The sequence below is a fragment of the Sinorhizobium garamanticum genome (assembly GCF_029892065.1).
Taxonomy (GTDB): Bacteria; Pseudomonadota; Alphaproteobacteria; order Rhizobiales; family Rhizobiaceae; genus Sinorhizobium; species Sinorhizobium garamanticum.
Genome location: NZ_CP120374.1, coordinates 1485082 through 1509089, shown reverse-complemented (window position 1 = coordinate 1509089; position 24008 = coordinate 1485082). Strand labels below are relative to the sequence as shown.

At 60.2% G+C, this 24008-nt stretch carries 24 protein-coding genes; 16 read left to right on the top strand and 8 right to left on the bottom strand.

Features of this window, described 5'->3' with window-relative positions:
* Positions 1-99: 99 nt before the first annotated feature.
* Entirely contained in the window at positions 100-591 is a 492-nt protein-coding gene (locus PZN02_RS26850; RefSeq protein WP_280661996.1) for a DUF2165 family protein, read from the bottom strand.
* A gap of 85 nt (positions 592-676) precedes the next feature.
* Between PZN02_RS26850 and PZN02_RS26845 the strand changes: the two genes are divergently transcribed.
* The 6 genes from PZN02_RS26845 to PZN02_RS26825 all read left to right on the top strand — a co-directional run bounded on the left by PZN02_RS26845 (position 677) and on the right by PZN02_RS26825 (position 4347).
* Positions 677-1597 (top strand): LysR family transcriptional regulator, encoded by a 921-nt coding sequence (locus PZN02_RS26845; RefSeq protein WP_280661995.1) that lies wholly within the window; start codon positions 677-679, stop codon positions 1595-1597.
* Between the two features lie 144 nt (positions 1598-1741).
* Positions 1742-2350 carry an NAD(P)H:quinone oxidoreductase gene (gene wrbA, locus PZN02_RS26840; RefSeq protein WP_280661994.1) on the top strand — a complete coding sequence of 203 codons (609 nt, stop codon included), beginning with the start codon at positions 1742-1744 and terminating at the stop codon, positions 2348-2350.
* 21 nt (positions 2351-2371) lie between these two features.
* Positions 2372-2932 (top strand): glutathione S-transferase family protein, encoded by a 561-nt coding sequence (locus PZN02_RS26835; protein WP_280661993.1) that lies wholly within the window; start codon positions 2372-2374, stop codon positions 2930-2932.
* Entirely contained in the window at positions 2865-3257 is a 393-nt protein-coding gene (locus PZN02_RS32290; protein WP_425336314.1) for a glutathione S-transferase family protein, read from the top strand. Before PZN02_RS26835 ends, PZN02_RS32290 begins: the two co-directional genes overlap by 68 nt.
* A gap of 210 nt (positions 3258-3467) precedes the next feature.
* Positions 3468-4118: an MBL fold metallo-hydrolase gene (locus PZN02_RS26830; protein WP_280661992.1), complete on the top strand. Its 651-nt coding sequence runs from the start codon at positions 3468-3470 to the stop codon at positions 4116-4118.
* 70 nt (positions 4119-4188) lie between these two features.
* Positions 4189-4347: a hypothetical protein gene (locus PZN02_RS26825; protein WP_280661991.1), complete on the top strand. Its 159-nt coding sequence runs from the start codon at positions 4189-4191 to the stop codon at positions 4345-4347.
* Between the two features lie 702 nt (positions 4348-5049).
* Here PZN02_RS26825 and PZN02_RS26820 read toward each other — a convergent pair.
* Complete coding sequence (locus PZN02_RS26820; protein ID WP_037456582.1) at positions 5050-5238, bottom strand: hypothetical protein; 189 nt, start codon at positions 5236-5238, stop codon at positions 5050-5052.
* Between the two features lie 445 nt (positions 5239-5683).
* Positions 5684-7255, bottom strand: coding sequence for an ABC transporter transmembrane domain-containing protein (locus PZN02_RS26815; protein ID WP_280661990.1), 1572 nt, complete (start codon positions 7253-7255; stop codon positions 5684-5686).
* Positions 7256-7511: 256 nt separating this feature from the next.
* Between PZN02_RS26815 and PZN02_RS32180 the strand changes: the two genes are divergently transcribed.
* Both PZN02_RS32180 and PZN02_RS26805 read left to right on the top strand, forming a co-directional pair.
* Positions 7512-8027 (top strand): hypothetical protein, encoded by a 516-nt coding sequence (locus PZN02_RS32180; RefSeq protein ID WP_342394722.1) that lies wholly within the window; start codon positions 7512-7514, stop codon positions 8025-8027.
* 484 nt (positions 8028-8511) lie between these two features.
* The gene (locus PZN02_RS26805) at positions 8512-8928 is read left to right on the top strand and encodes a TPR end-of-group domain-containing protein (protein ID WP_280661989.1); all 417 of its coding nucleotides are present in this window, start codon (positions 8512-8514) and stop codon (positions 8926-8928) included.
* 147 nt (positions 8929-9075) lie between these two features.
* On the opposite strand, the gene PZN02_RS26800 is transcribed toward PZN02_RS26805, so the two are convergent.
* Positions 9076-9276, bottom strand: a complete 201-nt coding sequence (locus PZN02_RS26800; protein ID WP_280661988.1) for a hypothetical protein — start codon at positions 9274-9276, stop codon at positions 9076-9078.
* Between the two features lie 797 nt (positions 9277-10073).
* Positions 10074-11234 (bottom strand): hypothetical protein, encoded by a 1161-nt coding sequence (locus PZN02_RS26795; protein ID WP_280661987.1) that lies wholly within the window; start codon positions 11232-11234, stop codon positions 10074-10076.
* 353 nt (positions 11235-11587) lie between these two features.
* Here PZN02_RS26795 and PZN02_RS26790 point away from each other — a divergent pair, with 353 nt between their 5' ends.
* The 7 genes from PZN02_RS26790 to PZN02_RS26760 all read left to right on the top strand — a co-directional run bounded on the left by PZN02_RS26790 (position 11588) and on the right by PZN02_RS26760 (position 19165).
* Entirely contained in the window at positions 11588-11911 is a 324-nt protein-coding gene (locus PZN02_RS26790; RefSeq protein ID WP_280661986.1) for a hypothetical protein, read from the top strand.
* An 86-nt stretch (positions 11912-11997) separates the two neighbouring features.
* Positions 11998-12318: a DUF1476 domain-containing protein gene (locus PZN02_RS26785; RefSeq protein WP_280661985.1), complete on the top strand. Its 321-nt coding sequence runs from the start codon at positions 11998-12000 to the stop codon at positions 12316-12318.
* Between the two features lie 339 nt (positions 12319-12657).
* On the top strand, positions 12658-15498 hold the full coding sequence (locus PZN02_RS26780; RefSeq protein WP_280661984.1) for an AMP-binding protein: 2841 nt from the start codon (positions 12658-12660) through the stop codon (positions 15496-15498).
* Positions 15499-15605: 107 nt separating this feature from the next.
* Complete coding sequence (locus tag PZN02_RS26775; RefSeq protein WP_280661983.1) at positions 15606-15941, top strand: hypothetical protein; 336 nt, start codon at positions 15606-15608, stop codon at positions 15939-15941.
* A 547-nt stretch (positions 15942-16488) separates the two neighbouring features.
* Positions 16489-17322, top strand: a complete 834-nt coding sequence (locus PZN02_RS26770) for a universal stress protein (RefSeq protein WP_280661982.1) — start codon at positions 16489-16491, stop codon at positions 17320-17322.
* A gap of 439 nt (positions 17323-17761) precedes the next feature.
* The gene (locus PZN02_RS26765) at positions 17762-18796 is read left to right on the top strand and encodes a TerC family protein (RefSeq protein ID WP_280661981.1); all 1035 of its coding nucleotides are present in this window, start codon (positions 17762-17764) and stop codon (positions 18794-18796) included.
* Between the two features lie 231 nt (positions 18797-19027).
* On the top strand, positions 19028-19165 hold the full coding sequence (locus PZN02_RS26760; protein WP_280661980.1) for a hypothetical protein: 138 nt from the start codon (positions 19028-19030) through the stop codon (positions 19163-19165).
* Positions 19166-19491: 326 nt separating this feature from the next.
* Here the strand turns inward: PZN02_RS26760 and PZN02_RS26755 are convergent, their stop codons facing one another.
* From PZN02_RS26755 to PZN02_RS26745, 3 genes are all read right to left on the bottom strand, one after another.
* Positions 19492-20268 carry a transporter substrate-binding domain-containing protein gene (locus PZN02_RS26755; RefSeq protein WP_280661979.1) on the bottom strand — a complete coding sequence of 259 codons (777 nt, stop codon included), beginning with the start codon at positions 20266-20268 and terminating at the stop codon, positions 19492-19494.
* Positions 20269-20678: 410 nt separating this feature from the next.
* Complete coding sequence (gene groL / locus PZN02_RS26750) at positions 20679-22319, bottom strand: chaperonin GroEL (RefSeq protein ID WP_280661978.1); 1641 nt, start codon at positions 22317-22319, stop codon at positions 20679-20681.
* A 104-nt stretch (positions 22320-22423) separates the two neighbouring features.
* Positions 22424-23026 carry an SCO family protein gene (locus PZN02_RS26745; RefSeq protein ID WP_280661977.1) on the bottom strand — a complete coding sequence of 201 codons (603 nt, stop codon included), beginning with the start codon at positions 23024-23026 and terminating at the stop codon, positions 22424-22426.
* A 238-nt stretch (positions 23027-23264) separates the two neighbouring features.
* Here PZN02_RS26745 and PZN02_RS26740 point away from each other — a divergent pair, with 238 nt between their 5' ends.
* On the top strand, positions 23265-23981 hold the full coding sequence (locus tag PZN02_RS26740; protein WP_280661976.1) for a carboxypeptidase regulatory-like domain-containing protein: 717 nt from the start codon (positions 23265-23267) through the stop codon (positions 23979-23981).
* Positions 23982-24008 lie beyond the last annotated feature (27 nt).

Here is a 24008-nt window from a genome sequence, read left to right as displayed (position 1 = left end):
CGCCGAAAGCTACCCAGCTCAGCAACCGACAATGCGCACCTCAAGGACGGTCCAAGGAGAGATCAGGCACTGCGGAGGGCAGGATGTGGTTGCGAACCGCTACCGCGCCATGTTGAAGACCAGAAAGCTGAGCAGCCCCCAACTTGCAAGGAGAAGCTGGGTAAGCAGAAGCCCCTCCTGCTTGATCCAGAACCCGAACCAAAGTCCAGCGATGAACATGAAGCACCAGCATAGCACGAAGGCGCTCAGGCCCATGTTGAGCACGCCGATAGCCTGCTCCGATGCATATTGGAAAGGTTGGACAGCAATCAGGCCTGTTCCTACCGAAAGAGCAAGCGCACTAGCGACCTGAATCACGAGGACGCCAATCAGAGCCACTCTATGAGCAGCGACGTTATTCACTGCACGATTATGGAACGGCAGCTTATCGAGCGGTGCCTCCTTTAGGAGTGTCATGCTCATCGTGACGCCCACGGCCCCAACTGAAGCCCGGAAGCCTTGAACGTTATTTACGACGGCCACGATCATCCACAGGGCCAAGCAGGCCGCTGCGGTGAGTTGGAAAAGCCAGAACGTCGCTTCAGGTGACATGGACAATACCCTCATTGTGCTGCACATATTCTAGCTGTTGCGTTCGAAGGGGGTACCGGCGGGTGATGACACATGGTGTTGCCGCATGAGCAACAAGATCGATCAGAGCCGACGTCCGGGGCTAGAAGAGCTGGAAGCCTTTCTCCAGGTGGCTGACCTCGGGAGCTTTACGAAGGCGGCCGAGCGCCTAGGTCTCTCCAAGTCAATCGTGAGTCGGCGCGTCAGGGCGCTCGAGCGCCGTCTCGGTGTGCTTCTGGTGAGCCGCACTACGCATGCCGTATCGCTGACAGACCTCGGAATTGACTTTCAGTCACGGGCCAGGAAGGCGATCGAGGATCTGGACGACGCCGTGGACTCAGTCGGCACGAGTGCCGCAGCGGTGCGCGGCCTAGTCCGCGTGAGCGCACCCACGAACCTCGGCGTGCTTCATGTGCTGCCTGCGCTGACAGACCTCATGGCGCAGCACGCGGGGCTGGAGATCGACGTCGACCTGAACGACCGCTACGTCGATGTCGTCGGCGGCGGGTTCGACCTGGCCATCCGGATCGGAGATCTGAAAGACTCCTCCCTGATGTCTCGGCGGCTCGGCACGATCCGTCGCGCTGTGGTGTGCAGTCCGGATTACATCGGCCGCATGGGGCAACCGTCAACCCCAGATGATCTGGCTCACCACGACTGCCTGACGTACACGAACATGAGTGCTGCTGACCAATGGCGCTTCCTGGTCGACGGGAACTGGAAGGCTGTCCGCACGCGCGGACGTCTGCGCACCAACGATGGGAACGCTCTCTTGGCGGCTGCTTTGGCCGGACGAGGGCTCGTCGGGTTACCAACGTTCATCACGGATCGTGACGTGGACCGGGGTCGGTTGGTGCGCGTGCTAGAGAACTTCGCTCTGCCTTCGGTAGGAGTGTTCGCGCTCTTTCCTTCGAGTGCACGGCTGCCAGGGCGTGCGCGCGCTGTGATGGAACACATCAGGCTTCATCTGCAGCAATCAGGCTTCTGATCATTTCTGGTGAGCCGGCCCGCCCCACGGCGAGCATCGTTGTTGCAGTTTGCGTAACAACGATGTTCTTTCGCCGAGGCTACAGAAGATATCAGCAACACAATAGCTAGACCGCAGACGCAACAGCAATTGGAAGGTCTAGCGATGTCAGCAAAAATCCTCGTACTCTACTACTCCTCATACGGCCACATCGAGACAATGGCGGCCGGAGTGGCGGACGGCGCTCGACAGGCCGGCGCCAATGTCACGATCAAGCGCGTCCCTGAACTCGTGCCGCTCTCTGTCGCCCAGGAAGCCGGCTACAAGCTGGAGCAGCCGGCGCCTATCGCCGCCGTCGAGGAACTGCCGGATTACGATGCCATTATCTTCGGTAGCCCCACGCGCTACGGGATGATGGCCGCGCAGATGAAGAACTTCATCGATCAGACCGGCGGGATCTGGTTCGAGAATCGGCTGGTCGGAAAGGTCGGCGCCGTGTTCACCTCGACCGGGTCGCAGCATGGCGGACAGGAATCGACGATCCTGAACTTCCACACCGTCCTGCTGCATCTTGGCATGATCGTCGTGGGTTTGCCGTACAGCTTCCAGGGTCTGAACCAGATGGACGAACCCGGCGGCGGGTCGCCTTATGGTGCGTCCACGCTCTCCGGTGGCGACGACAGCAGGTTCCCGTCCCCGGTCGAGGTCGAAGGGGCCCGGTTCCAGGGCAGACACGTGGCGGAGATCGCCGGACGATTGGTCAGCGCCGGCTGAACCCGGCCTGGAGAATATTCGATGGTTCCTTCGCGCGATGATCTCGACAGCCTTCGCCTCTACGTCTCCTATGCGTGCCCCTTCGCGCACCGCGTGCTGGTCGGCATGGCGTTGCGAGGCGTGATGGGCCGTTTGAGGCTCAGCGTCGTGCAACCCGTGATGGGCCCGGACGGGTGGGTCCTCCACCCGTCCGACACCGAACCGGGCGTCTCGACTCTGCTGGATGTGTACAGGCGGGCGCGTCCGGGCTTCAGCCGGCGCGCCAGCGTGCCGATGCTCTACAGCGTGACGGAGAAACGGATCCTCAGCGACGACTCGCTGGAGATTCTGAGTTGGATCGACCGGTTGCCTGGAAACAGCCGGGAGGGAAGCCTCTTCCCGGCGCAACTGGAGCCTGAGCTCGACCGGCTAGGCAAATTCGTGGCCGACGCGATCAACAGCGGCGTTTACGAGGCGGGCTTCGCCCCTAACCAAGAGGCTTACGATCAAGCTGTCACGAAGTTGTTTTTCCGCATTGGACCAGTTGGAGGAACTTCTCCAATCACGGCTCTGGCTGTGGGGAGACGTCTTGACCGTCGTTGACATCCAGATGTTCACGTCCCTCGTACGGTTCGATGTGGTCTACCACACGCTGTTCAAGTGCAATTGGAAGCGTGCATTCGACTATCGGCAGCTTTGGAGTCTCGTCCGAAGGATCTACTGCCTTCCCGGTGTCGCCGACACCGTCCGCGTCGATGATATCGCGACGCACTACTACAAAAGCCTTCCCGACCTTAATCCACGGGGCATCGTTCCGTGTGGTCCAGATATTCTGGCAATACTCCGGGGAGCCCGACGTTTGTTGGACAGTGCGCAACATTCGGAGTCGACGATGCGAAATCTTGCACGCGGGCTCGGCATTTGGTGATGCAGGTGCGCTGCTGCTCGCTCCATGCAACTTAAGGCATGTCGAAACAAGGGCCGAGGCTGCGCGTTGACAACAATGGCGCACGGCACCGATCGCGATAACCGACGATGTAATTGTGCGAGACGCAGCACCAAACCGAAATCTGCGTGCCATGATCCGAAATGTTGGCACGCGCGCTTTTGCCTCGGAGCAAAACAAGGAGGATATGACATGGACCTAGTAGTTCCCGGCCTTTATGCATCTTCCCCGGAGCCGCTGTCCTTTGCACCCGAAACCACAATTCGCGCTTTCTTGCTTCAGCGGGCAACAGGAAACCTGCTTATCTATAACGTGGGCACGTTGGCCGCTGATCAGGAATCCGTTCGGCGTTTGGGCGGCATATCGCGGCGCTACCTTAACCATTGGCACGAAGCGGGCATGGGTTGCAGCGCGATTGCCGAGACGTTCGGCGCACCGCTTGTGTCCCATGAGCTGGAACGACATCACGTCTCCGAGAAGTGCCGCGTCGATGACACATTTTCCGATCGCCATATGGTGGATCGTGACTTTGAGGTGATCCCAACCCCAGGCCATACGGAAGGCGCCACAGCCTACCTCTGGGACAACGGCAAACACCGATTCCTCTTTACCGGCGATACCGTCTACTTGGACGACGGAAATTGGCGCGCAGCGGTGCTCGAGTCCAACGATCGAGACGCCTACATTGCCACGCTCGAGTCCATCAAACAGCTCGAATTCGACGTGCTTGTTCCATGGGCTGCCTCAATCGACCAGCCTTACATCACCCACACCAACAGCCAAGATACGCGAGCTCGGATCGATGCGATCCTCGAGCGTGTTCGCAGCGGCAGCGATCATTGATCGCCTAGACTTTCGCCGGCGAAGGAGCGGGTCTGACCGCCTCCCAGCCGGCCTTGTGAATGAGGCTGTCATGTCGAAGAGCATCGCGCAGTGTCGCTCCGGCGGGCCGGCGGTTCGCCCGGTTGCGGCGACGATCGCCACCGTGTTTCACGAAGAGGAAATTGAGCCGATACACCGTGCAGATCACGAACGGGACGACAACGGACGAGCAAGGGACGATCGGCTCTGATCGGCCGTTGCGGACCTTCTTTCCACAGGCGTTTCCAGACCCGGAAACCGACCTCCGTGGCGCCGGCTTCGCGTTCTCTTCGATCACGGCCTGGTCGAGATCAACAGCCTGTCACGCTGGGTGGACCGCTTGCAGGAAGTCGAACATCCATCTCGTGGACGAACCAGGGCATGCGGTTCATGGGACAGGCCAGCTCAGACTGAGAGAATCTTCGAAAAATGCGTTATGACCGCGTGAAAAGCGTCTTCGCAGGCAATTTCGATCCGGACAGCGCAATTGAAGCCGCTATAGAGCTCTATGGCGTAGATGCCACAACGGCGGTGGCTCATTGCGCGCTTGAAGCCCACGTCGATCGGCGAGAGGCGGACCACGAATTCTGTTCCGCATTTTCGCTCGTTTGAGGGGCATTCCACTGTCCGATAGCAAGCATTGATGTCCTTGGTTGGGTACGATCATGGCCGTCCCAAGCGACTGATTCCGAAGACAATTGGTTAAGCGATCACGCCCATAGCTTTCAGTTAGGGGCGGCTCTTAGGGCATCGTGCGTTTGCCTTTAGCACTGCCGTTTGGGTCAATCGCAGAGTGTCCGTATGAAAGACGTTGTTATCGACCCGACCACAGAGCCGGGTCTTTTTTCGGTGCGCCGCTTCATTTGCGACCGAGCCAGCGTCAGCGATGAACGCGGGATGCTATCGCCAAACCTCAGTATCTCCACTTCGGAGCGCGTTTGGCATTATGCTGCAGCTCGGAAGCTGTGGCGAACCGGCCGAATAGCCGACGAAGTCGGATCTCTTCTTTTTCACCCAATTGATGTTGTTGGCAAAATTCGCGGACGTTCCAAACCTTGGTAACGGTGTGCTTCGAAAGCTTTTCGGCTTCGACATGCTCCATCTTGCTCCTCCCAGGCAGTGGACGGCCAGACTATGCTACTAAAGTCTAATTAAGCAAGAAATAAACTAAGTATTACTTATTGCCTGCGCTGTCGATTGCCACGCTATTTTGCCTGTTCTGCCACTATGTCGCCTTCAAGAAAGCATGGTTGACCTATCCCGACCAATCGTTCGCTCGGCCAGGGACGCAGAAAGCCGCATCCGGAAGAGAGTCCCTTTTAGCGCTAAAGATTGTGCTCATGCCACTACGGCTCTGGGCCCGCCTGCGGGCGCATTTTCGTGAGGCCAAGCCTGAGGTGTTCGATTCGGAACCGGAAAGACCGACCCGTTGCCGACATCGGGCTTCACGTACCAAATGACAAAAAAGTACGCTCTGAAGACGCTCGAAGATAGCGCCTGAACTCATTCATCCGCTGCCGTCGGTGCTGGAGCTCTGGTGGCCACAGCTAGACCATCACTGCTTCCGCAAGAAACGACAGCATAAGCGCTGAAACTTTCTGCGGGTCTTCCCAATGCGGATTATGTCCATATCCCTCGAGCGTGATGGATCGTACTGAAGGGAATGCCTGGGCAAGCGCCTCGCGATGCGGGCTGCCAAAGAGCGGATCAGCCGAACCACCGATACAGAGCACCGGCGCGGCGACCCGCATAGCGGTGCGCCGGAGATCGGTTTCGGCGAAGCCCTCCAAGATGCCGTGCCAAACGGCCGCCGGCATTGCCGCTGCGTCCCTTTTCATCTTCGAGAGAAAGCCGGGTTCGACAGGTCGGCTGCAGGAATACCAGTCACGGAGAAATTGCCCCGCAGGGTCGATGGGGTCGCGAAGCGCGCGGATCCCGCGCGAAAGCGAGCTCCTGCTGCCGAAATCTGGCCTCACCCCCTGTCCCTGGCGGTATTCAAACTGCACGTTCCTGAACTTGACCTCGCCGGCCGTCACCGTCAGCGACCTGGCGTTCGGCATGTCGATGATCGTCGGCGGCGTGGTCACGACGGGCATGGCGTCGCGGATCGTTCCCACCGCTTGGAAAATCTGCTGGCCCATCTGCAGGAAGGCACGCGAGTTGGCGTTGAGCCGCAGCACGATCGCGATCGAGGCGACGAACTGGCCGATGGTGACGAATCCGCCCACAAGTCCCCAGAAGCCTATGGTGGAAATAGCGAGTGTGAGGACAGTATTGATCAGGATGACGCTCGTGTCGGTCGTCAAGTGGATGCGCCTTTCGCGCTGCTGGGTCTGGATGGCGTTCTCCATGATGTTGCGCATCGCGCCCGCCTCGCTGTCTTCTGCCGCGAACAGCTTCACCATCTGGATGTTGCTATAGAGGTCGGTCATGGCGCCGACGACGAGGCTGCGAGCGCGGGCGGTCTTGCGCGAACGCTCAGAAAAATGCGGCACGGCTGTCGCCGCAAGCGCGATGTTGGCCGCGATCCAGACGAAGACGGGAAGCGCCAGCGGCCAGGACAGCGCGCCGAGCAGAACGAGTGAGCCGACAAACTGCACCGAGAAGAGCGGTACCTGATAAAAGGCCACGACGATCTGCTGCTGCACGGCGGACGCGACCTGGGAAATGCGCGTAGCGACCTGGCCGGCAAACAGGTCGTGGAAGAAGGCGAGGTCCTGGCGCTCCACCGCCTTGTGACCCTGCCATTGCATCGCGGCCGGCATGCATACCGCCACCGTCTGCGAGTTCAGCGTGTTACCGAGGAAGATCAGCAGCGGCAGCACCGGGAAAATCAGCACGCCGAGGACGGCCAGCGTCGGCCAATCCTCTTCGAGGAAAGCGGCCGCGCCCTTGGCGGTCACCCCGTCCACGACAAAGGAAATGCCCCAGATCGTCGCGAGATTGATGCCTTCGATGGCAATCATGAGGATGGCGACGGCCGCGAGCACGCCGCGGAACATCGAGGCGAAATGCACGAGCAGCGCGAAAGGCCCGCGTGACGGCAGCGGCGTGTAAGGAATATCGAGCGGACGAATGAGCGTCTCAAGGGGACGATAGATGCGATCCGAAAACGACATGGCGGCTCCGGCTGAGGGAGTAAAGGGGCGGCGCGAAGGGAATCATTGATCCTTTCTGCCGCGAGAAATCGAGTTCTGAATATATCGGTGCGTCAGCGGCGCCGATCCCGACAGAATGCGAGCGGATCGGGCGCAATGCAACTCCTGATGACAGAAGATCTCAGCCTTTCATCTGAGGGCTGTCCGCTATAGCCTGCGTCACCGAGGGGAGTGGGCAAGCGGCCGAAAATATCTTGCGGATGGACGGAGGGAGGTAATGACCACAAATGGCCGTGCCAGCTTGGATGAGATACGCGCATTTCACGCGAGGATGATGGCGGTTGCCAGTAACTCGGCAGATGAACGGCTTGAGCGGATTTTTGAGCTTGTCCCGCGCGAGGCGTTCTTGGGTCCCGGGCCGTGGCAGATCAAAGTCAATCGACGTTACGTAGAGACGCCCAGCGCCGATCCCTGCTTCGTCTATCAGAATGTCCTTGTCGCACTGGATGTCACGAAAGGCATCAACAACGGCAAACCGTTCCTCCACGCGGCCTTGATTGGCGCGGCTGCCCCAAAGCCCGGTGAGATGGTAATCCATGTCGGCGCGGGAACGGGTTACTATACCGCGCTGCTAGCGATGCTGGTGCTGCCGAGGGGGCATGTTCAAGCTTTGAGATCGACCGGCGCCTGGCCGACCGCGCGCGAGAAAACCTCGAGCCGTTTGAGGGAGTTGCGCTCACCAATGATGACGCAACCGCTTTGCCCATGCGGAGCGCCAATCTCGTCTATGTAAGCGCCGGCTTCGTTGCGCTTCCCGCATACTGGCTCGAAGCACTGCTCCCGGGCGGTCGGATAATCTTTCCTTGGCAGGCAAAGGACCGGTCTTGCAGTCCTGATCACTCGGACAACGGCAGGTTACGCAGCACGGCCACTAAATGCCAGCTTGGTTCATTCCCTGCGTCGGTGCATCGGATAGTGCCGAATGCAGCAAGTTCCCAAGCGCGGCCGATGCCTGGTCGATACGCTCGGTCTGGCTGAGGCGGGATCGCTCACCAGACGAGACGGCCGTTGCAATCTACAAGGACCTTTGGTTCTCAAGTGCTGACTGCCAGAGTTTGCTCGGCAATTTTTGACGAGCCAACCAGCTCGATGTCGGCTGGTTACGCCCCCCTCGGCCCGAAGGCGACCTCCAGACGTCTCCTTGACGCATATAAATCCGTCGGCCTGGTTTGAAGATGCTGCTGTGGGGCGCGTCGGCTTTTCGAGCCGGAGGGGCAATGCCACCCACGACAACGTCAAAATGCGCGCCCGTTTCGACTCTCGAAAACCTCAGAAAGCTACGTTGGCACCGTGAACGATATTTCCCAGTCGCGGCGCAGCCAGATTTTTTGGCTTACCTCGGAGAGTTCGATCGCGCCAAGGAATGGATCTCGCGTGCGCTCATCGTCACGGACCCCGATGACATCCTGGATCGCTACAATCTGGCTTGCGCCGCCGCCAGAATGGGTGAGTCCGATCAGGCTCTCAACCTCTTGGAATCTTGCGTTTCCGACATGCCTCCTGAACTCGTCGATTGGATGAAGAGCGACAGTGACCTCGCGCCGTTGCATCGCGATCCGCGGTTCCAAGCGCTAGTCGAAATTGAAGCGAAGCCTGAGGACGCCATGGCCAATCAAGCGATCAAAGAGGTCTGACATTTCGCTTCGGGGGGCAAGGGAATTAGGCCCGTCGATTTATCTGCTCTTGGCGCGTGTCCGTCGTCGCGAGCAACTTGGGCTTGCTGTGTGAAAGCCATTGTCTTCAACGAAACCAAGACGGGACGGCTGTCGTGAGCGCCCTGGTCAATCCTCGGCGACGGTATGGAACCCTTCCGGCAGGGAGAAGGACATGTCGGGGAAGGGCTCCGGCAAGGCTTTCTCGCGGACTCGCGGGATCATCGCATGCGCAGCCAGCACCGAACGGATCGCCACCGGGCGATAGTGCCTGGCGAGATCCGGTACCTCTTCCGTCTGGGCCTTTGCCTTGTCGGCGTCGCCGGACATTGCATTTCCTCCATCTGCCGTAAGGCTAACGGAGTCCGGCGGCCAATGCCACCGTAAAGCTGCGACTGTCAGGGCGTATCGAACTAAGTCAGAAAAACTCACAGGGGACATCGATGTATACGAGTCGGCGGATGCATCGATGCATCCGAGGCGACCGAGATTGCAAATGCCTTTCCTGCCGAACGTCGAACGTGGAGCGATCCGCAAAGCCATGATGGGGAACCGCCGCTCGCGATCACGCCGTTGCAGGTTCCGAAATCCGCCGCACTCCTGCCGGGCTCGGCTGCGTGTTCCAGTCGATACATTATCCGATCTTTTTGGCCCAGAACGTGAACATCCTCGCTACAAGCCGTGCACAGGGCTCGTGAAGAACGGTTCTCTTCGACCATGCAGAGCCTCAAGGGCGGAGTCATGGTGTCCATTTTGCGCCTTCATCTCGGCCGTAGAGATCAGCTTTGCCACCGCCTGAAAGCAGACATGGCCAGCGACAACGATGGAGGTCGTGGTCGCGCCATTTGCCGACTTTCATGTCGCTTCTCCAAACCTGCCGTTCGCGCTACGACCTGATGCGACCCATTCCGGTCATCGCCTCGTCTGACCTAGACGTCAAAAATGGGGCGGTAAGCAGGCCCTTGATTTGAGCCGCCCCCGCAGGGCGCGCCATACCTCATGGTGGCGTTCCTTCGCGGGAATCCGGTGACATAGCGCCCCCTCTAGACGAATTTGCAGAACCTTCTGCACGCACGACCGTCGCGCGGCGGTTCTGTGGGTTGTGGGCTCGCTAGCCAGCCACTCGGCTACGCCCGATTAGCGACCGGCGGGGGCATTGCGTCGCGCTCGCGCAGCAGCAGATAGCAGGCCCGCGATAGCATCCACAGATCAAGGACGCCGCTGGAGCCAAGCTCAACATGAGCCAAGCTTCGAATGACGAAGAGATGCGTCCTGTCCGCGTCAGCCGTGGCCGCCAACCTGACGCTCTCCGAATAGGGGATCAGCGTGTCATCCTGGCCGTGAATGAGGATGAGAGTGGCCTTGAGATCGGCCATATTCCTTGACCGGAGATCAAGGCGATGGAACTCGGCGAGTACCGACGCCGGCAATTCGGAGACGAGCAGCGGCGTCTTCTCCGGGTCCCTATTGACGAGCAGCCGATGTACCGCTTGGCCCTCTGGCCCGAGCTGCGCAGCCATGCCTCTGACATCAGCGTCGGGGTCCGCGAGCTTTGCCTCTGACATAGCTTTGAGAATCCGCCGATCCGTCGGGTCCTTCAGCCACGCTGCGCTGCTGTGGACAAAGACCCAGGTGGCATAGGAGCTCGGCGTTCGTCTCTGCCAGCGCCGATCGGGCCCCTCGCGAAAATAGCCTGTCGTTAAATAGGTACCGAGGGAAATGATGTCGTAGTAGGTGCCGATGGCATATACGAAACGGACGAGCCTCCGCGTCTGAGGGTTCATCGCCGCCAGGATGGCCGGCCCGGCAGCATAGGAAAAGGCGACGATCCCGACGCTCTTCTCAGCCCCAGCGGTCTCCTTCGAGGCGATGTGCCAAGTGAGCGCGCTGAGCTCATCAACATCCTCAGACCGGATCGACAGTTCACGGAGGCTTTGCAGGTCCGGCACGAACACCAAGAATCGCGATCTCGCCATGGTCTCCGCGAACGCGACGATACGGGGGTCGTCCTTGCCAAGCCGCACGATTCCGGGCACGACGATCACGGTCGCCCGTGCATGCTCGCCTCCGCCGGGACGATAGACATCCGCGGTGTTCGTTTTGCCTGGTACACGATAGCTGATCTCTTCACGACCGGGAGCCGCCCTCCACGCCTTTAAGCGGCTCGCCCCAGGGCCCGCGGCGACATCCTCGATCACCAGAAGGGCCTCGACGGCGCGGAAGAGCACGGGTTTGAAAGCCACCATGGCGAACACTAGGAGCGCAGCGATCCAAAACCATCGTCTCATCAGGGCAGGTGCCTCCAGCGGCATTGCTTACGATGTGAGGTGCAGGGGCTCCGAGTTAGTGAAAATGCTGCTGCAACAAAGACTTCCCCTAAGCGGAGGTGTTCCCGGATGCAAACAGAGTGTAGCGCGGAACGGTTCGGTTTTGCAGCTCTCGAAAAACGCGCGGTGGTGGCCGGTTTGACAACGATCACCTGCCGGCGCGCTGATGTTGGGCTCCCGACCGGCGCTGGCCGGCGAGCTCGTAGTAAATTCGCCTGCCTGCATGAACGTCCATGGCTGAGCAGCGAATTCGGCGGTCGACTTCACGGGTGTCCGGAACTAGGCGCACCAAACGTTAGAGTCGGACGTGTGGAATGGGCATAGAAGCCGCGATCCAAAACGCTGTCGCTCTCATCAAGGATGTCCGCATTAATCATCTATTGCGAAACGAAGCGCTTCTGCTCTTGCTCGACACGTTCTGGTGGATAGCAACCCTTCGCCCAGCTATAGCCAATTGCGGCTCCATGAAACTTTCCTTGGAATTCGTCGAGGGACCACTGGAGCAAGGCTCCTCGCCAAAACATACCCGCCAGCTTCTCACAACCGAACCGAACACATCGGAGTTGAACGGCATCGGAGGGCGTACAAGTAAAGCCAAATGCCTGCAGCTTACAGAGCATCTTATCCGCTTTCAGTGACTTCACTTGAAGCTCGATGCTCTAGCCAGTCATCTGGCGGATGTCGGATGAAGGTCGGAACTCGCACCTTGAACCGAGGGCCAAGCATGAGCAGCATGAGAGACCGGCAAGAAGGCTTCGAAAAGAAATTCGCGATGGACGAGGAATCGAAGTTCAAGGCCATGGCACGCCGCAACAAGCTCTTCGGCCTGTGGGCCGCTGAAAAGCTCGGAAAAACCGGCGCGGACGCCGACGCCTATGCGAAGGAGGTGGTGCGCGCGGATTTCGAGGAAGCAGGGGACAACGATGTGTTCCGCAAGGTGCGCGCCGATTTCGACGCGGCTGGCGTCGCGCTGTCCGATCATCAGATTCGCGGCGTTATGGACGAACTGCTGGCGACCGCCGTCGACCAGGTCAAGAACGCGTGAATGCCGCTCAGTTCTGACAGAGAACTGAGCGAAGGAAAGGACGGTTTTCTGTCGGATCACCTCGGTGGTGTCGACCTCGGGAACCGGAGCCGCTCCGGCTCAGCGGACAAGGCCTGCGCGCTTCTCAGGGTCCATATCCAGCCTACTCACTGCCTACCAGTGGGAAAATCGGTCGTTCTGGGGCATACTGGCCAAGGTCTCAAGGTGGATTGAGCCATCGACCAGCCAGGGGCAGGATTGCCCCCGCCGCAACTGCCCGCGCGAACTGAACTTTAGTTCTCAGCACAGCGGCGGCATAGGCGCCTAACAAGGCGTTGTGGTGCGGAAACGGGTGCGAAGATGATTCGCACGACGACCGATGACAGGAAATCACGCGAGGGCGACCTGATCGCCGTTGTGCGCGAGTTCGTGCGCGAATTTCAGCCGCAACGTGCAAATGCGCTCGGCATCTCACCGGCAAGCCGGATCGAGAGGGATCTCGGCATCGACAGCCTTGGTCGGACGGAGCTTGTTCTGCGGATCGAGCGCGCGTTCCGGGTGCGGCTGCCTACTCAAATCGTCGGCGAGGCGGACACGATCGGCGATCTGATCAATGCTCTCGAACACGCCAGTGCCCGACCAGAGCCGGTCCGCACGGCGCAGCCGACCATTGTCCTTCCTCGCGTTCCGGCTGCCACCGAGGCCGGGACGCTCGTCGAGGTTCTCGAGTGGCACGTGGCGCAGCACCCTGGTCGCCTGCACTTGACGGTCCTGCAGGACGAGACAACTGCATTGGGGGCAATGACTTATGCGGAACTGGCGGAATCAGCTCGCGCCGTCGCGGCCGGTCTGATCCGCCGCAATATCGAGCCGGGCGACCGCATAGCTTTGATGCTGCCCACAGGTCTCGATTTCTTCTCTGCATTCTTCGGCATCCTCTACGCCGGAGCCGTGCCGGTGCCGATCTATCCGCCGATGCGGCTGTCGCAAATCGAGGACCACCTGCATCGTCAGGCCGGCATCATGAGCAATGCCGGCGTCCGCATACTCGTCACCATGCAGGAAGGAATGGGCCCTGCGGCGCTCCTGCGTGGACAAGTCGAAACCCTGGACCGCGTCGAGAGCGTCGCAAGTCTCAGCGCCGAGTCTTCAACTACACGGCTTCCGCCGGTCACGGACGCCAGCTCGACCGCGCTGATACAATACACATCGGGCAGCACCGGAGATCCGAAGGGCGTGGTGCTGAGCCACGCCAATCTGCTTGCCAATGTTCGGGCCATGGGCGCGGTGATGGAGGCGAGCTCGGCCGACGTCTTTGTCAGCTGGCTGCCGCTCTATCACGACATGGGCCTGATCGGCGCTTGGTTGGGATGTCTTCATTTTGGCGCGCCACTCTACGCGATGTCGCCATTGAGCTTTCTCGTGCGCCCGGAGAGCTGGCTCTGGGCGATACACCATTTCCGCGCCACCTTGTCCGCCTCCCCGAACTTCGGATTTGAGTTCTGTCTCAACAAGATCAACGAAGCCGATCTCGAAGGGCTTGATCTGAGCCCGCTCCGCATGGTCGCAAACGGCGCGGAGCCGGTCAGCGTTCAGACGCTGCGCCGGTTCATCGAAAGATTTGAGCATCATGGCTTCAAGCCCGGCGCGATGGCGCCGGTCTACGGGCTCGCTGAGAACACGGTGGGGCTGACCTTTCCGCCACCGGGCCGCTCGCCGATCATCGATCGTGTGGACCGCGCGGCGCTGACCGGGCGTGGCGTTGCCGCGCCCGTCGGGCCAGACGATCCAAAGCCGCTTGAAATCGTCGCCTGCGGACATCCGCTCCCAGATCATGAAGTCCGCATCGTCGACAGTGCCGGCTACGAGCTTGGCGAGCGTCAAGAGGGCCGGCTCGAATTTCGCGGTCCGTCGGCGACCTCCGGCTATTTCGAGGACGACGCCAAGACACGCGCGCTGTACCGCGATGGCTGGCTCGACAGTGGAGATAAGGCATACGTGGCGAGGGGTGATGTCTACATCACGGGCCGGGTCAAGGACATCATCATCCGCGCCGGGCGTCACATCTACCCGCAAGAGATCGAAGAGGCTGTCGCGTGCATCCCGGGCGTGCGCAAGGGAGGCGTCGTCGTATTCGGTACCACCGATCATTCCACGGGAACGGAACGTGTGGTCGTCGTGGCGGAAACGCGGGAGACCGACGAATCCGCCCGCGCAGACTTGCAAAAGCGCGCTCATAAGGTCGCAACGGATATCGCCGGCACACCTCCCGATGATATGGTCCTCGCGCCGCCGCGAGCCGTGCCGAAGACATCCAGCGGGAAGATTCGCCGCGGCGCAGCCAAGGAACTTTACGAGAGCGGGACGATCGGGGCGCCGCAACGCTCGCTCTGGTGGCAAGTCTTGCGACTGTCGCTTGCGGGCGCGGGCCCGCAAATGAGGCGGTTTAGCCGGCTTGTCGCGGACATTCTTTATGCCGGATGGTGGTGGATCGTCGTAGCCTGCAGCTTCCTGCTGGCATGGCTGGCGGGGATGCTTCTGCCGCGACTCGACTGGCGGTGGGCCATGGCGAAGATGATCGCCCGCGCGGCGCTCGCCGCCGTCGGCGTGACAGTCACGACGAGCGGCATTGAGCGCATTCCCCGCCGCAACGCGATGCTGGTGTTCAACCATTCGAGCTACATGGATGCCGTAGTGCTGGCTGCCGTTCTCCCAGGAGAACCAGCTTTCGTTGCCAAGCGGGAATTGGCCGAACAGATGTTCGCCGGACCGTTCTTGCGTAAATTGGGCTCGCTGTTCGTCGAGCGCTATGACGTTGCCGGCAGCCTCATCGACGCCGAGTCTCTGACCAGGGCTGCCCGGCAGGGGCGCATTCTGGTCTTCTTCCCCGAAGGTACGTTCACGCGCAGACCGGGGCTCTCTGCCTTCTATCTCGGAGCTTTCAGGGTCGCGGCTGATTCCGACCTGCCCATTTTGCCCGGCATCATTCGTGGAACGCGGTCCATGTTGCGCGGAAACCAATGGTTTCCACGGTGGACGTCGCTCGCGATCGAAATCGCTGCGGCCGTCGTCCCGTCCGGAACCGATTTTGCATCGGTGCTGCGCCTTCGCGACGCAGCACGCGAGGCGATACTGGCGCGCTGCGGCGAACCGGACCTCGGCGAGATGGTAAAGCCGACACCACGCGGGGCCGGAGCCTGACGGTCCCTCATGCTGCTCATCGCTTGGCTTTCGTTTCAGGTTGTGAGTTTCGACTTTCATCCGACATCGAGAGGATGACCGGCTAGTCGCGGCCGAGAGTGGCGCGAATGGATGTCGTTGGCAAGACTAGGCCATTCACGCAGATGATCGCGTATTTTCTGAAGCCGGACGGCTGGTTGAAAAACGCATCGCCGGCGCCATTATCCCTTTGGGGTACTTGGAACCCAGAGGAGCTGCTCATGAACAGAAACGTGCTCATTGGCATCGGTGTTCTCATAATCGTGGCGGTCGTGCTCCTGATGCCGGGACGCGTGGAACAAACTACTGAAACGCCGCCCGCCTCGACTACTGCGCCGACCGCCCAGCCCGAGCCAGCTTCACCATCGGCTTCTGAGCCACCACCGTCAACGCAGGCACCCGCTACGCCTGCTCCGGCGCAATGATTTATGCTTTCGCCATAACAGAAGCGGCTGGCTCACTCAGTGGAGACCAACGGCCGTCCTTGCGTCCGCCGCCACATAGAGGACGCGACAAGCATCGCCATCCAAAAAACGGCAAGCGCAAGCGAGAGCTCAGACATCGCCGGGACGACCTCCCCTTCCGGACACGCCTCTGGAAGAGGAGATTAGCACGGAATTTGTGCTGCAAACCCGAAGACGTACGGAGCGTAGCTTAGCAGAACGCCTGTGCGAGGCTGGCCGTACGTCGTGCGAGCGTCGTTGGCGAGGTCGGCTTTAGACTCCCATGATGTTCTGTCCTATGCGCGATGGCGCTGCCGACTGCCCCAAGAAAGATGATCCGCACATTGAGCTTGTCCGCATGGCGCTCTTCCGCCCTGCATCTTAGGGCTCCTTCTTTGCGAGCTGCGTGTAGGCCCATCTATCGAGAGATGATCGTGCAGCCAGTGCTTTTACGGCACGACATTCTTGTGCCTCTGGTGACGTGAGCGCAGTATGTCTTCCAGAACGAAAGGTTTCGGAAATAGGACCAATGACCTACAAAACCGTTCTCCTGGCAGTCGGCGTCCCCCAGTTCCAAAGCGATCTCAGGGCAGTCGCGGATCTCTGCGCAACGGGCAATATGCACCTCTCAGTTCTGCCGATCAAAATCGACACGCTGCCTCCGATGAAAGACTTTGCAGCTAATCTCGGGCCATGGGGATACGACAGGACCAGCGAAATCGAGGAGCTTGCCGAGGTGGTGAAGCGAGCTCGGGAAATGCTTAGCGGCCTCGGAATATCCTTCGATGTCGTTGGGCGATACGCTGAGTCGATGTGGCTGGAACACGAAGTCGGCGAGCGGGCATGGTATGCCGACATCACCCTGATCGGCCCGAGCCTGAAATCAGATGAGCGCCTGCGGCGGGGCGTGATAGAAGGCGCTTTGTTTCATTCAGCGCGCCCGATCCTGCTTGCATCCAATCTCCAATCCGTCACCTTGCAGCCGAGGAGAATTCTCCTCGCGTGGAACTCTAGCGTCGAATCCGCACGAGCGGCCCGCGAAGCGCTGGATATGATGAGAAACGCCGAGGGCGTAAACGTTGTTATGGTCGAACCGAAGGCGGCCTCGGCAACAATCGGCGAAGAAACGGGTGATTGTGTTGCTTCCTACCTGGCTCGCCACGGCGTCACGGTGACAATCGATCGGCTTCCTGGTGGCGGACGTACGATCGCGGAGGTTCTCAATCAGCACGCGCTCGAAACCGGGGCCGAGCTCATGGTGATGGGTGCCTATGGGCATTCGCGTGTTCGCGAAAGAGTATTCGGCGGCGTTACCAAGGCGATGATTGACGCGCCAGTCGTGCCAGTGATGATGATTCGATAAGCTCGCCTCCGCATGGCGCAAGCGTGCTGAGGGAGAGGAAGACTCATAGCCGATGCAATCGCAGCAGGAACTTCTGCTCCGCCGGTGGAAATTGGAACTACCGTCCCCCGCATGTGACGATGCCGGGCCGCACGCCGCGTAGGTATTGACTACCTCGACGGCGGTCCTATTTTAGCTGTGCCAGACCGGGCCCCTCTGGCGGTCACGGAAAGATCGCGATGTCGGACTGGAGGATTGTGGGCGTGAGCGCACATTTCCGCCCATTGTGTCCGTTGCGATCATGTCCCGCAGTCCTTTCATAAATGGATAAGGTGAAGTCCAAGACGCGCCACTGCGCGCCAACGCGATCGGCGCGGAATACGGCTGCCGCCCATCCCGACGCAGAAGCGCGAGCGCCTAAGTCGCAGGCCTCGAGTCTCTGCGACGAAAGGAGCCGCCCGTGGATTTCTTTGTTGAGTATGCAGGACAGACGCCTTGGCTCTGGCTCGGCTTCCTGTGCCTTATCGGCCTCTTACTATGGGTCGACCTCGGCATTATCAACCGGAAAGACGAAGTCATCTCGCCTAGCAAAAGTGCGTTAATGTGGGCGAGCTTTGCTGCAATTGCAGTGCTGTTCGGAGCATACCTCGGCCTCTTCTATGAGCCCGATCCGCAGTATTACACGACTCCGACTGATCTCAATCGCCAAGCCGTCGTCCAATACGTCACCGGATATCTTCTCGAAACGGCGCTCGCATTTGACAATATCTTCGTGATATCGTTGATCTTCAACTACTTCTGCGTCCCTCGTGCATATCAACACCGGGTGCTATTCTGGGGCATCATCGGCGCGATCGTATTTCGCGGAATTTTCATCTCACTCGGCGCCGCGGTTGTGAACTCGTGGACGTGGGTGCTCTACTTTTTCGCGATTTTCCTGATCTACACCGGCTGGAAGATGATGACCGGTCACGGTGTGCAGTTCAGGCTTGAGGACAACAAAATCCTCGCCTTCGTCCGCCGCCACATGCGGGTGACAAACGAAATTCGCGGTCGCAATTTCTTCATTCGCCTCTCAGATCCCGCTACCGGACTAACGGTGCTTTACGCTACTCCACTCTTTCTGGCGCTGGTCATGGTGGAGACCGCCGATGTAGTGTTCGCGGTGGATTCCGTGCCGGCTATCTTCGCTGTCACGCGTGATCCCTTCATCGTCTACACGTCCAACGTGTTCGCCATCCTCGGCCTGCGCTCCATGTATTTCATGCTCGCCGCGGCCGCGGCACAATTCAAGTACCTGACGTATGGCCTCTCGATCGTGCTCGTTTTGATCGGGGCAAAGGTTATCTGGAATTTTGCTTTGTCCAAAGAGCTCGGCTGGGTGCCTTACCTTGAGCCCCAATGGGCACTGCTGATGACGGTGGTCGTGATCGGCGGTGCCATCGCCTGTTCCGCTCTCGACGCCCGCAGATCTCGTATGTCGGATGATGTATAGCGGGCGAACGGACCGGCCTCACGGACAGGGTGACAAGGCAGTTGATTTCTGCCAGCGCCACGGAGCGCCCAGACTCCCGATGACCGGTCGTCATATCGTCAGCAATCTTACCATTGCGGGGCCTGCGACGCGAGGACGCTCCGCGACGGCGTCAGACAGCGAGGCCGGCCGCGAGCGCTTCGCGGGCCTTGGCGACAAAGGCAAGATCATCGTCGACTTGGGTGTTCTCGGATGCGTCGAAAAGAAGCCTTCGGTCGGCGGAAGGCCGCGATCATGGATCGCTGTTTCCAGGCGATCAAGATCCTCGGCAGTCAGCTGAAGATTGACGCAATTGAAATTCGCGTCATTGCCGCCCTTCTCGCGGTATAGCCGTTCCATCCAGCCGTGAAGGTTCGGATGCTTCCGCCAGCAGTGGAGCGCCGTGGCCTCCTCGATCTAAGACGCGTCGCGTGAATGCGTTTGAACGCGACGCGCTTTTAGCTGCGGGTCGCCGGGCCTGCCCGGCGGAGAGCAATTCCAATCGATACATTATGCGATTCTCCAAGCACAGATCGAGAACATCCCCCTGGTTGTTCTCCGCTCTCCTGGATCGCCTCTTTGTACCCAGAATACCAGATCGCGACTAAGTTGCTCTCTCGCCGAGAGAGCCCAAGCGAGAGCGCAGTTTTCGTCCGCCGCTACAGCATGGAGACTCCTTACTGCATCGCGGCGTCGAGCTTCTCTTTCCAGCTGCCGCTTTCCAGTTGCTTGCGCATGAAAGCGTCCACCGCCGCCTTCAAGGCGGGATCCTCGCGCAGCAGATAGGCATTCTGGAAATGCGTAAATGGCTCTTTGACCGCGACCGGGCATAAGACGCCGGCATGCAGCTTGGATTGCAGGTCCACCTCCACGCCGTCGGTGACCATCACGTCGGCCTTGTCAGATGCAATTTGGTCAAAAATTGTCTTGTTGTCGGGAAACACCTCGATCGACGCCTCGTCGAAGTGCTCGTGGGCGAATTTGTCGTTGGTCCCGCCCGGATTGACGATTACCCGCACGGAGGGCCGGTCGATCGCCTCAAGCGTAGTGTATTTGTCCTTGTCCTCGCAGCGGGCAATCGGTCGCTTGCCGTCGGTCACATTGGGCACCGAGAAATCGCCCACCTCGTCACGAGCGGCGTTCACGGTAATGCCGCCGAGGGCGATGTCGAATTTGCCGGCCTTGAAATCGTCCAGCATCGTTTTCCAGGTAGTGGTTACGAACTCCGGCCTGACGTCGAGATCGGCAGCAAGATCCTTGGCCATGGCGATGTCGGCGCCCGTGAGGGTGCCATCGGCGGCCTTGTAGCTGAAGGGCTTGTAATCGCCCGTCGTGCCGATCTTGATCACGCCAGCCTTCTTGATCTCCGATAGAGTGCCATCCGCTGCGAAGGCCAGACTAGATGTTAAACTCCACGCCACCACCAGGTTGGCCGCAAAACAGGTTCGCTTCATGGTTCCTCTCTACAGGGTTGTAGCGGCAGGATTGCCCGCTCACCCGCGCCAGATTACTGACGCAGACAGGATCTGTCACACTCCTGGCGGCTTTTAGCGTGCTAGCGCGACTGACACCTGCAGTTTCAAGTGAGAATTGCAGCTGGAAGTCCGCTTTGCGCAAGAGCCGACTGTCAAATCCCTTCCGCCTTGAATGCATTCGAACGGCGGATCTGAAAATCTTGGGCGCGCAGCGGCGACGTAAGGGGCCATCAGCAACATCAGCGATATTAACGTTAGATAACTAAGCGCGCGGAGCCACTTTCAGGTGAAGACAAACCCATCAGAAGTTGCGCTTTATCCCCTCTTTCAACGGGCGAGCGCGAGGAAAGGAGCGAGCGAGAGGATCAGCGCTGGATGTGATCCAGGCTCTAAAACTCGATGTCGAGGTTGTCCTCGTGATCGTGATGGCCCGGGAGTTCCGGCGGCGGGGGACCCGGCACCTCGGCCACCATGGCCTCCGTCATGACCATCAGTCCGGCGACGGACGCCGCGCCCTGGAGCGCCGTGCGCACGATCTTGGCGGGATCGACGATGCCCGCGGCGATGAGATCGCAGAACGTTCCGGTCTGGGCATCGTAACCCGCAGCGTAGTCATCGGTTTGCAGAATTCTCTCAGCAACGAGCGAGCCGTCCTCGCCGGCATTGGCGGCGATGTATTTCGCCGGCCAGGCTATCGCCTCCCTCACGATACCGATACCCGCCTGCTGGTCGGGATTCTCGACCTTGAGCGTCCGAATCGCCTTGCTCGCCCGCAGGAGGGCGACGCCGCCGCCCGGCAGGATGCCCTCTTCAAAGGCGGCGCGGGTCGCATGCATGGCGTTGCGGATACGGTCCTTCTTCTCCCGGACCTCCGACTCGGTCGCGCCGCCGACCTTGATCACGGCGATCCCGGAGGAGAGCCGTGCCAGCCGCTCCTCGAGCTTGTCGCGGTCGAAATCGTCAGTGGAGCGTTCGATCTGAGCCTTGAGGGAGGCGACCCTGGCCGCGATCTCCGCGCTCGAACCGCCCCCTTCCGCGATCGTCGTATTTTCCTTGTCGATCCTGATCTTCCGCGCGCGACCGAGGCTCTCCAGCGGCAGGGTCTCGAGCTTGAGGCCGAGATCGTCCGAGATCACCGTTCCGCCGGTCAATAGCGCGATGTCCTGCAGGACTGCCTTGCGGAGTTCGCCATAGGCCGGCGCCTTGACGGCAACCACCTTCAGACCGGCGCGAAGCCGGTTCACGATCAGCGCCGCCCTGACCTCTGCCTCGACGTTCTCGGCAATGATGAGAAGCGGCCTGTCGGCCTGCATCACCTTTTCCAGAAGCGGCAGAATTTCGTTCAGGCTCGAAAGCTTCCGGTCGCAAAGAAGAACAAACGCGTCCTCCATCTCCACCAGCATCTTCTGCCTGTTGGTGACGAAATGCGGAGAGATGTAGCTGCGGTCGAACTGGATGCCGGTAATGACTTCGCTCTCGGTCTCGAGCGACCGGCCTTCCTCGATCATGATGACGCCTTGGTTGCCCACTTTGGCCATCGCGTCGGCGATGATCCGGCCGATCTCCCGGTCGCCATTTGCAGAGATCGTGGCAACCTGCTCGATCTCGGCATTTGATGCGACCGGCCGCGCATTCTGCCTGAGCTCGGTCACAACCGCCTCGACCGCGCGATCTATGCCGCGCTTGATGTCCATCGGGTTCATGCCAGCGGCAACCGCGCGAACCCCGCCCCTAAGGATCGCATCGGCAAGCACCACCGCCGTCGTCGTGCCGTCGCCTGCGAGATAGGAGGTCTTGATCGCGACCTGGCGGAGCAATTTAATCCCCATCTCCTCGAACCTGTCGCCCAGGTCGACTTCCCGCGCGACCGTCACGCCGTCCTTGGTGATCTTGGTGCCGTGGGCACGGCTGATGGCAACGTTCCGCCCGCGCGGCCCAAGGGTGACGCCCACGGCGTGTGCGAGCGTCTCGATGCCACGCATCATGCTGTCGCGCGCTCCGAAGGCGAATTTGATGTCCTTGACGGTCATGGCTTCCTCCTCCCTGCAGCGCCGCGCATCTGATCAGACGCCCGAAAGGTGCTGCAACACCTCGACTTGCTGCCTCCGCCGCGCAGGTCGCGGCGCCTGTTCCCCTACTCGGCCTGCGCCATCAGACGCCGGAGCGTGTCCGCGATTTGATCGCCCGAAGCATCCGCCTCCAGGCCACGCGCGAACTCACCGCGCGGGTTCATGACGTAGATATACGTGCTGTGATCGAAGAGGTGATCGCCATGCCCCGACGCCCGCGGCTCGCCATAGGCGCCATACTCGCGTGAGACGGCAGCGATCTGCCGCTCGCTGCCGCTCAAGCCCATAATCCGCGGATCGATGGCGCGGGTATATTCCCCCATTGCACTCGGCGTATCGCGTTCAGGATCGACGGTGATGAACACCGGCTGGACCCGCTTCCCCTCAGCACCGAGCCTGTCGAGGGCTATCGCCATTTGGCTCAACGTCGTCGGACAGGTGTCGGGGCAATTCGTATAACCGAAGAAGACGAGCATCCATTTTCCATGGAAGTCCGAATCGGTGACCACCGTCCCATCCGGCGCGACGAGGCTGAACGGTCCGCCGATCGTCACCGGCGACGCGGCGCTGGCAGGCGTGGTCGCAACAAACAGCGCCGCCGAGATGAAGCCGAGAAAGACCGCGCAGTGGAAGACCGAAGCTCGATGTCGACCGTTCAGCCTCTCCATCCCGTGCCTCCTTCCCCGCGAACCGCCATTGCCGTTGCGCGCTTTCGAGGCCAACGGATGCATCGCAAGGCCGGCGGGCTGGAACGAAAACCGGATTTACAACAAATTCAATAGGATTTGCGGCGATCGACCCGCCTGTCCCCACACTGTTGCCAGCCTCACCGAATTCACATTTTCGGCTTGATATTAGAATCATTCTGAACAAGAATTCAACTTTCCTTTGAAGGGAGGGGTTGCTGTGAGAAAGCGCCGCTTCTTCTCTGAGTTTCTCGTTGCCGCAACCGTGACGATCGCATCCCCGGCCCTTGCCTATGAGGTGAGTGCCGTCAGCGGAGGCGGGTCAATTGAAGGCGTCGTCGTCTATCGCGGCAACGTTCCCATGAAAACGGTCATCCCGACCAAGGACGTCCAGGTCTGCGGACAGCCGCGGGAGGAGCCGCTGATCCGCGTCGGCGCCGACCAGGCCGTGGAAAGCGCAGCCGTCTATCTCGTCGATGTGGCATCCGGCAAGGATTGGCCGGAGCCCGGCAAGACACCCGAACTCGACAATGAGAAATGCCGCTTCGTACCGGAAGTGCAGGTGATCGCGCCGGGGGGGCTGGACGTCGTCAACTCGGACCCGATGCTGCACAATACACACGGCTATTACGGCAAGCGCACGGCCTTCAATCTGGCGCTCCCGAACCAGGGCCAGCGCATCCCCGTTGAATTGCCTCGCCCGGGCACGGTTCGCCTCGACTGCGACGCGCATGGCTGGATGGAGGGCTGGATCTACGTCGTCGACAACCCCTACTACGCCGTAACCGGCCCCGACGGAAAATTCTCGATAACGGACGTTCCCCCTGGCGAATACAAGCTCGTCGCCGTGCATCCCTTCACCGGGCCGATGGAAATGTCCGTCAGCGTTGAGGGCGGAAAGGCCGCGACGCTCGATATCGAGCTGAAGAAGCAATAGTACCCGCGTAAAAAAGAGCAATAAAAA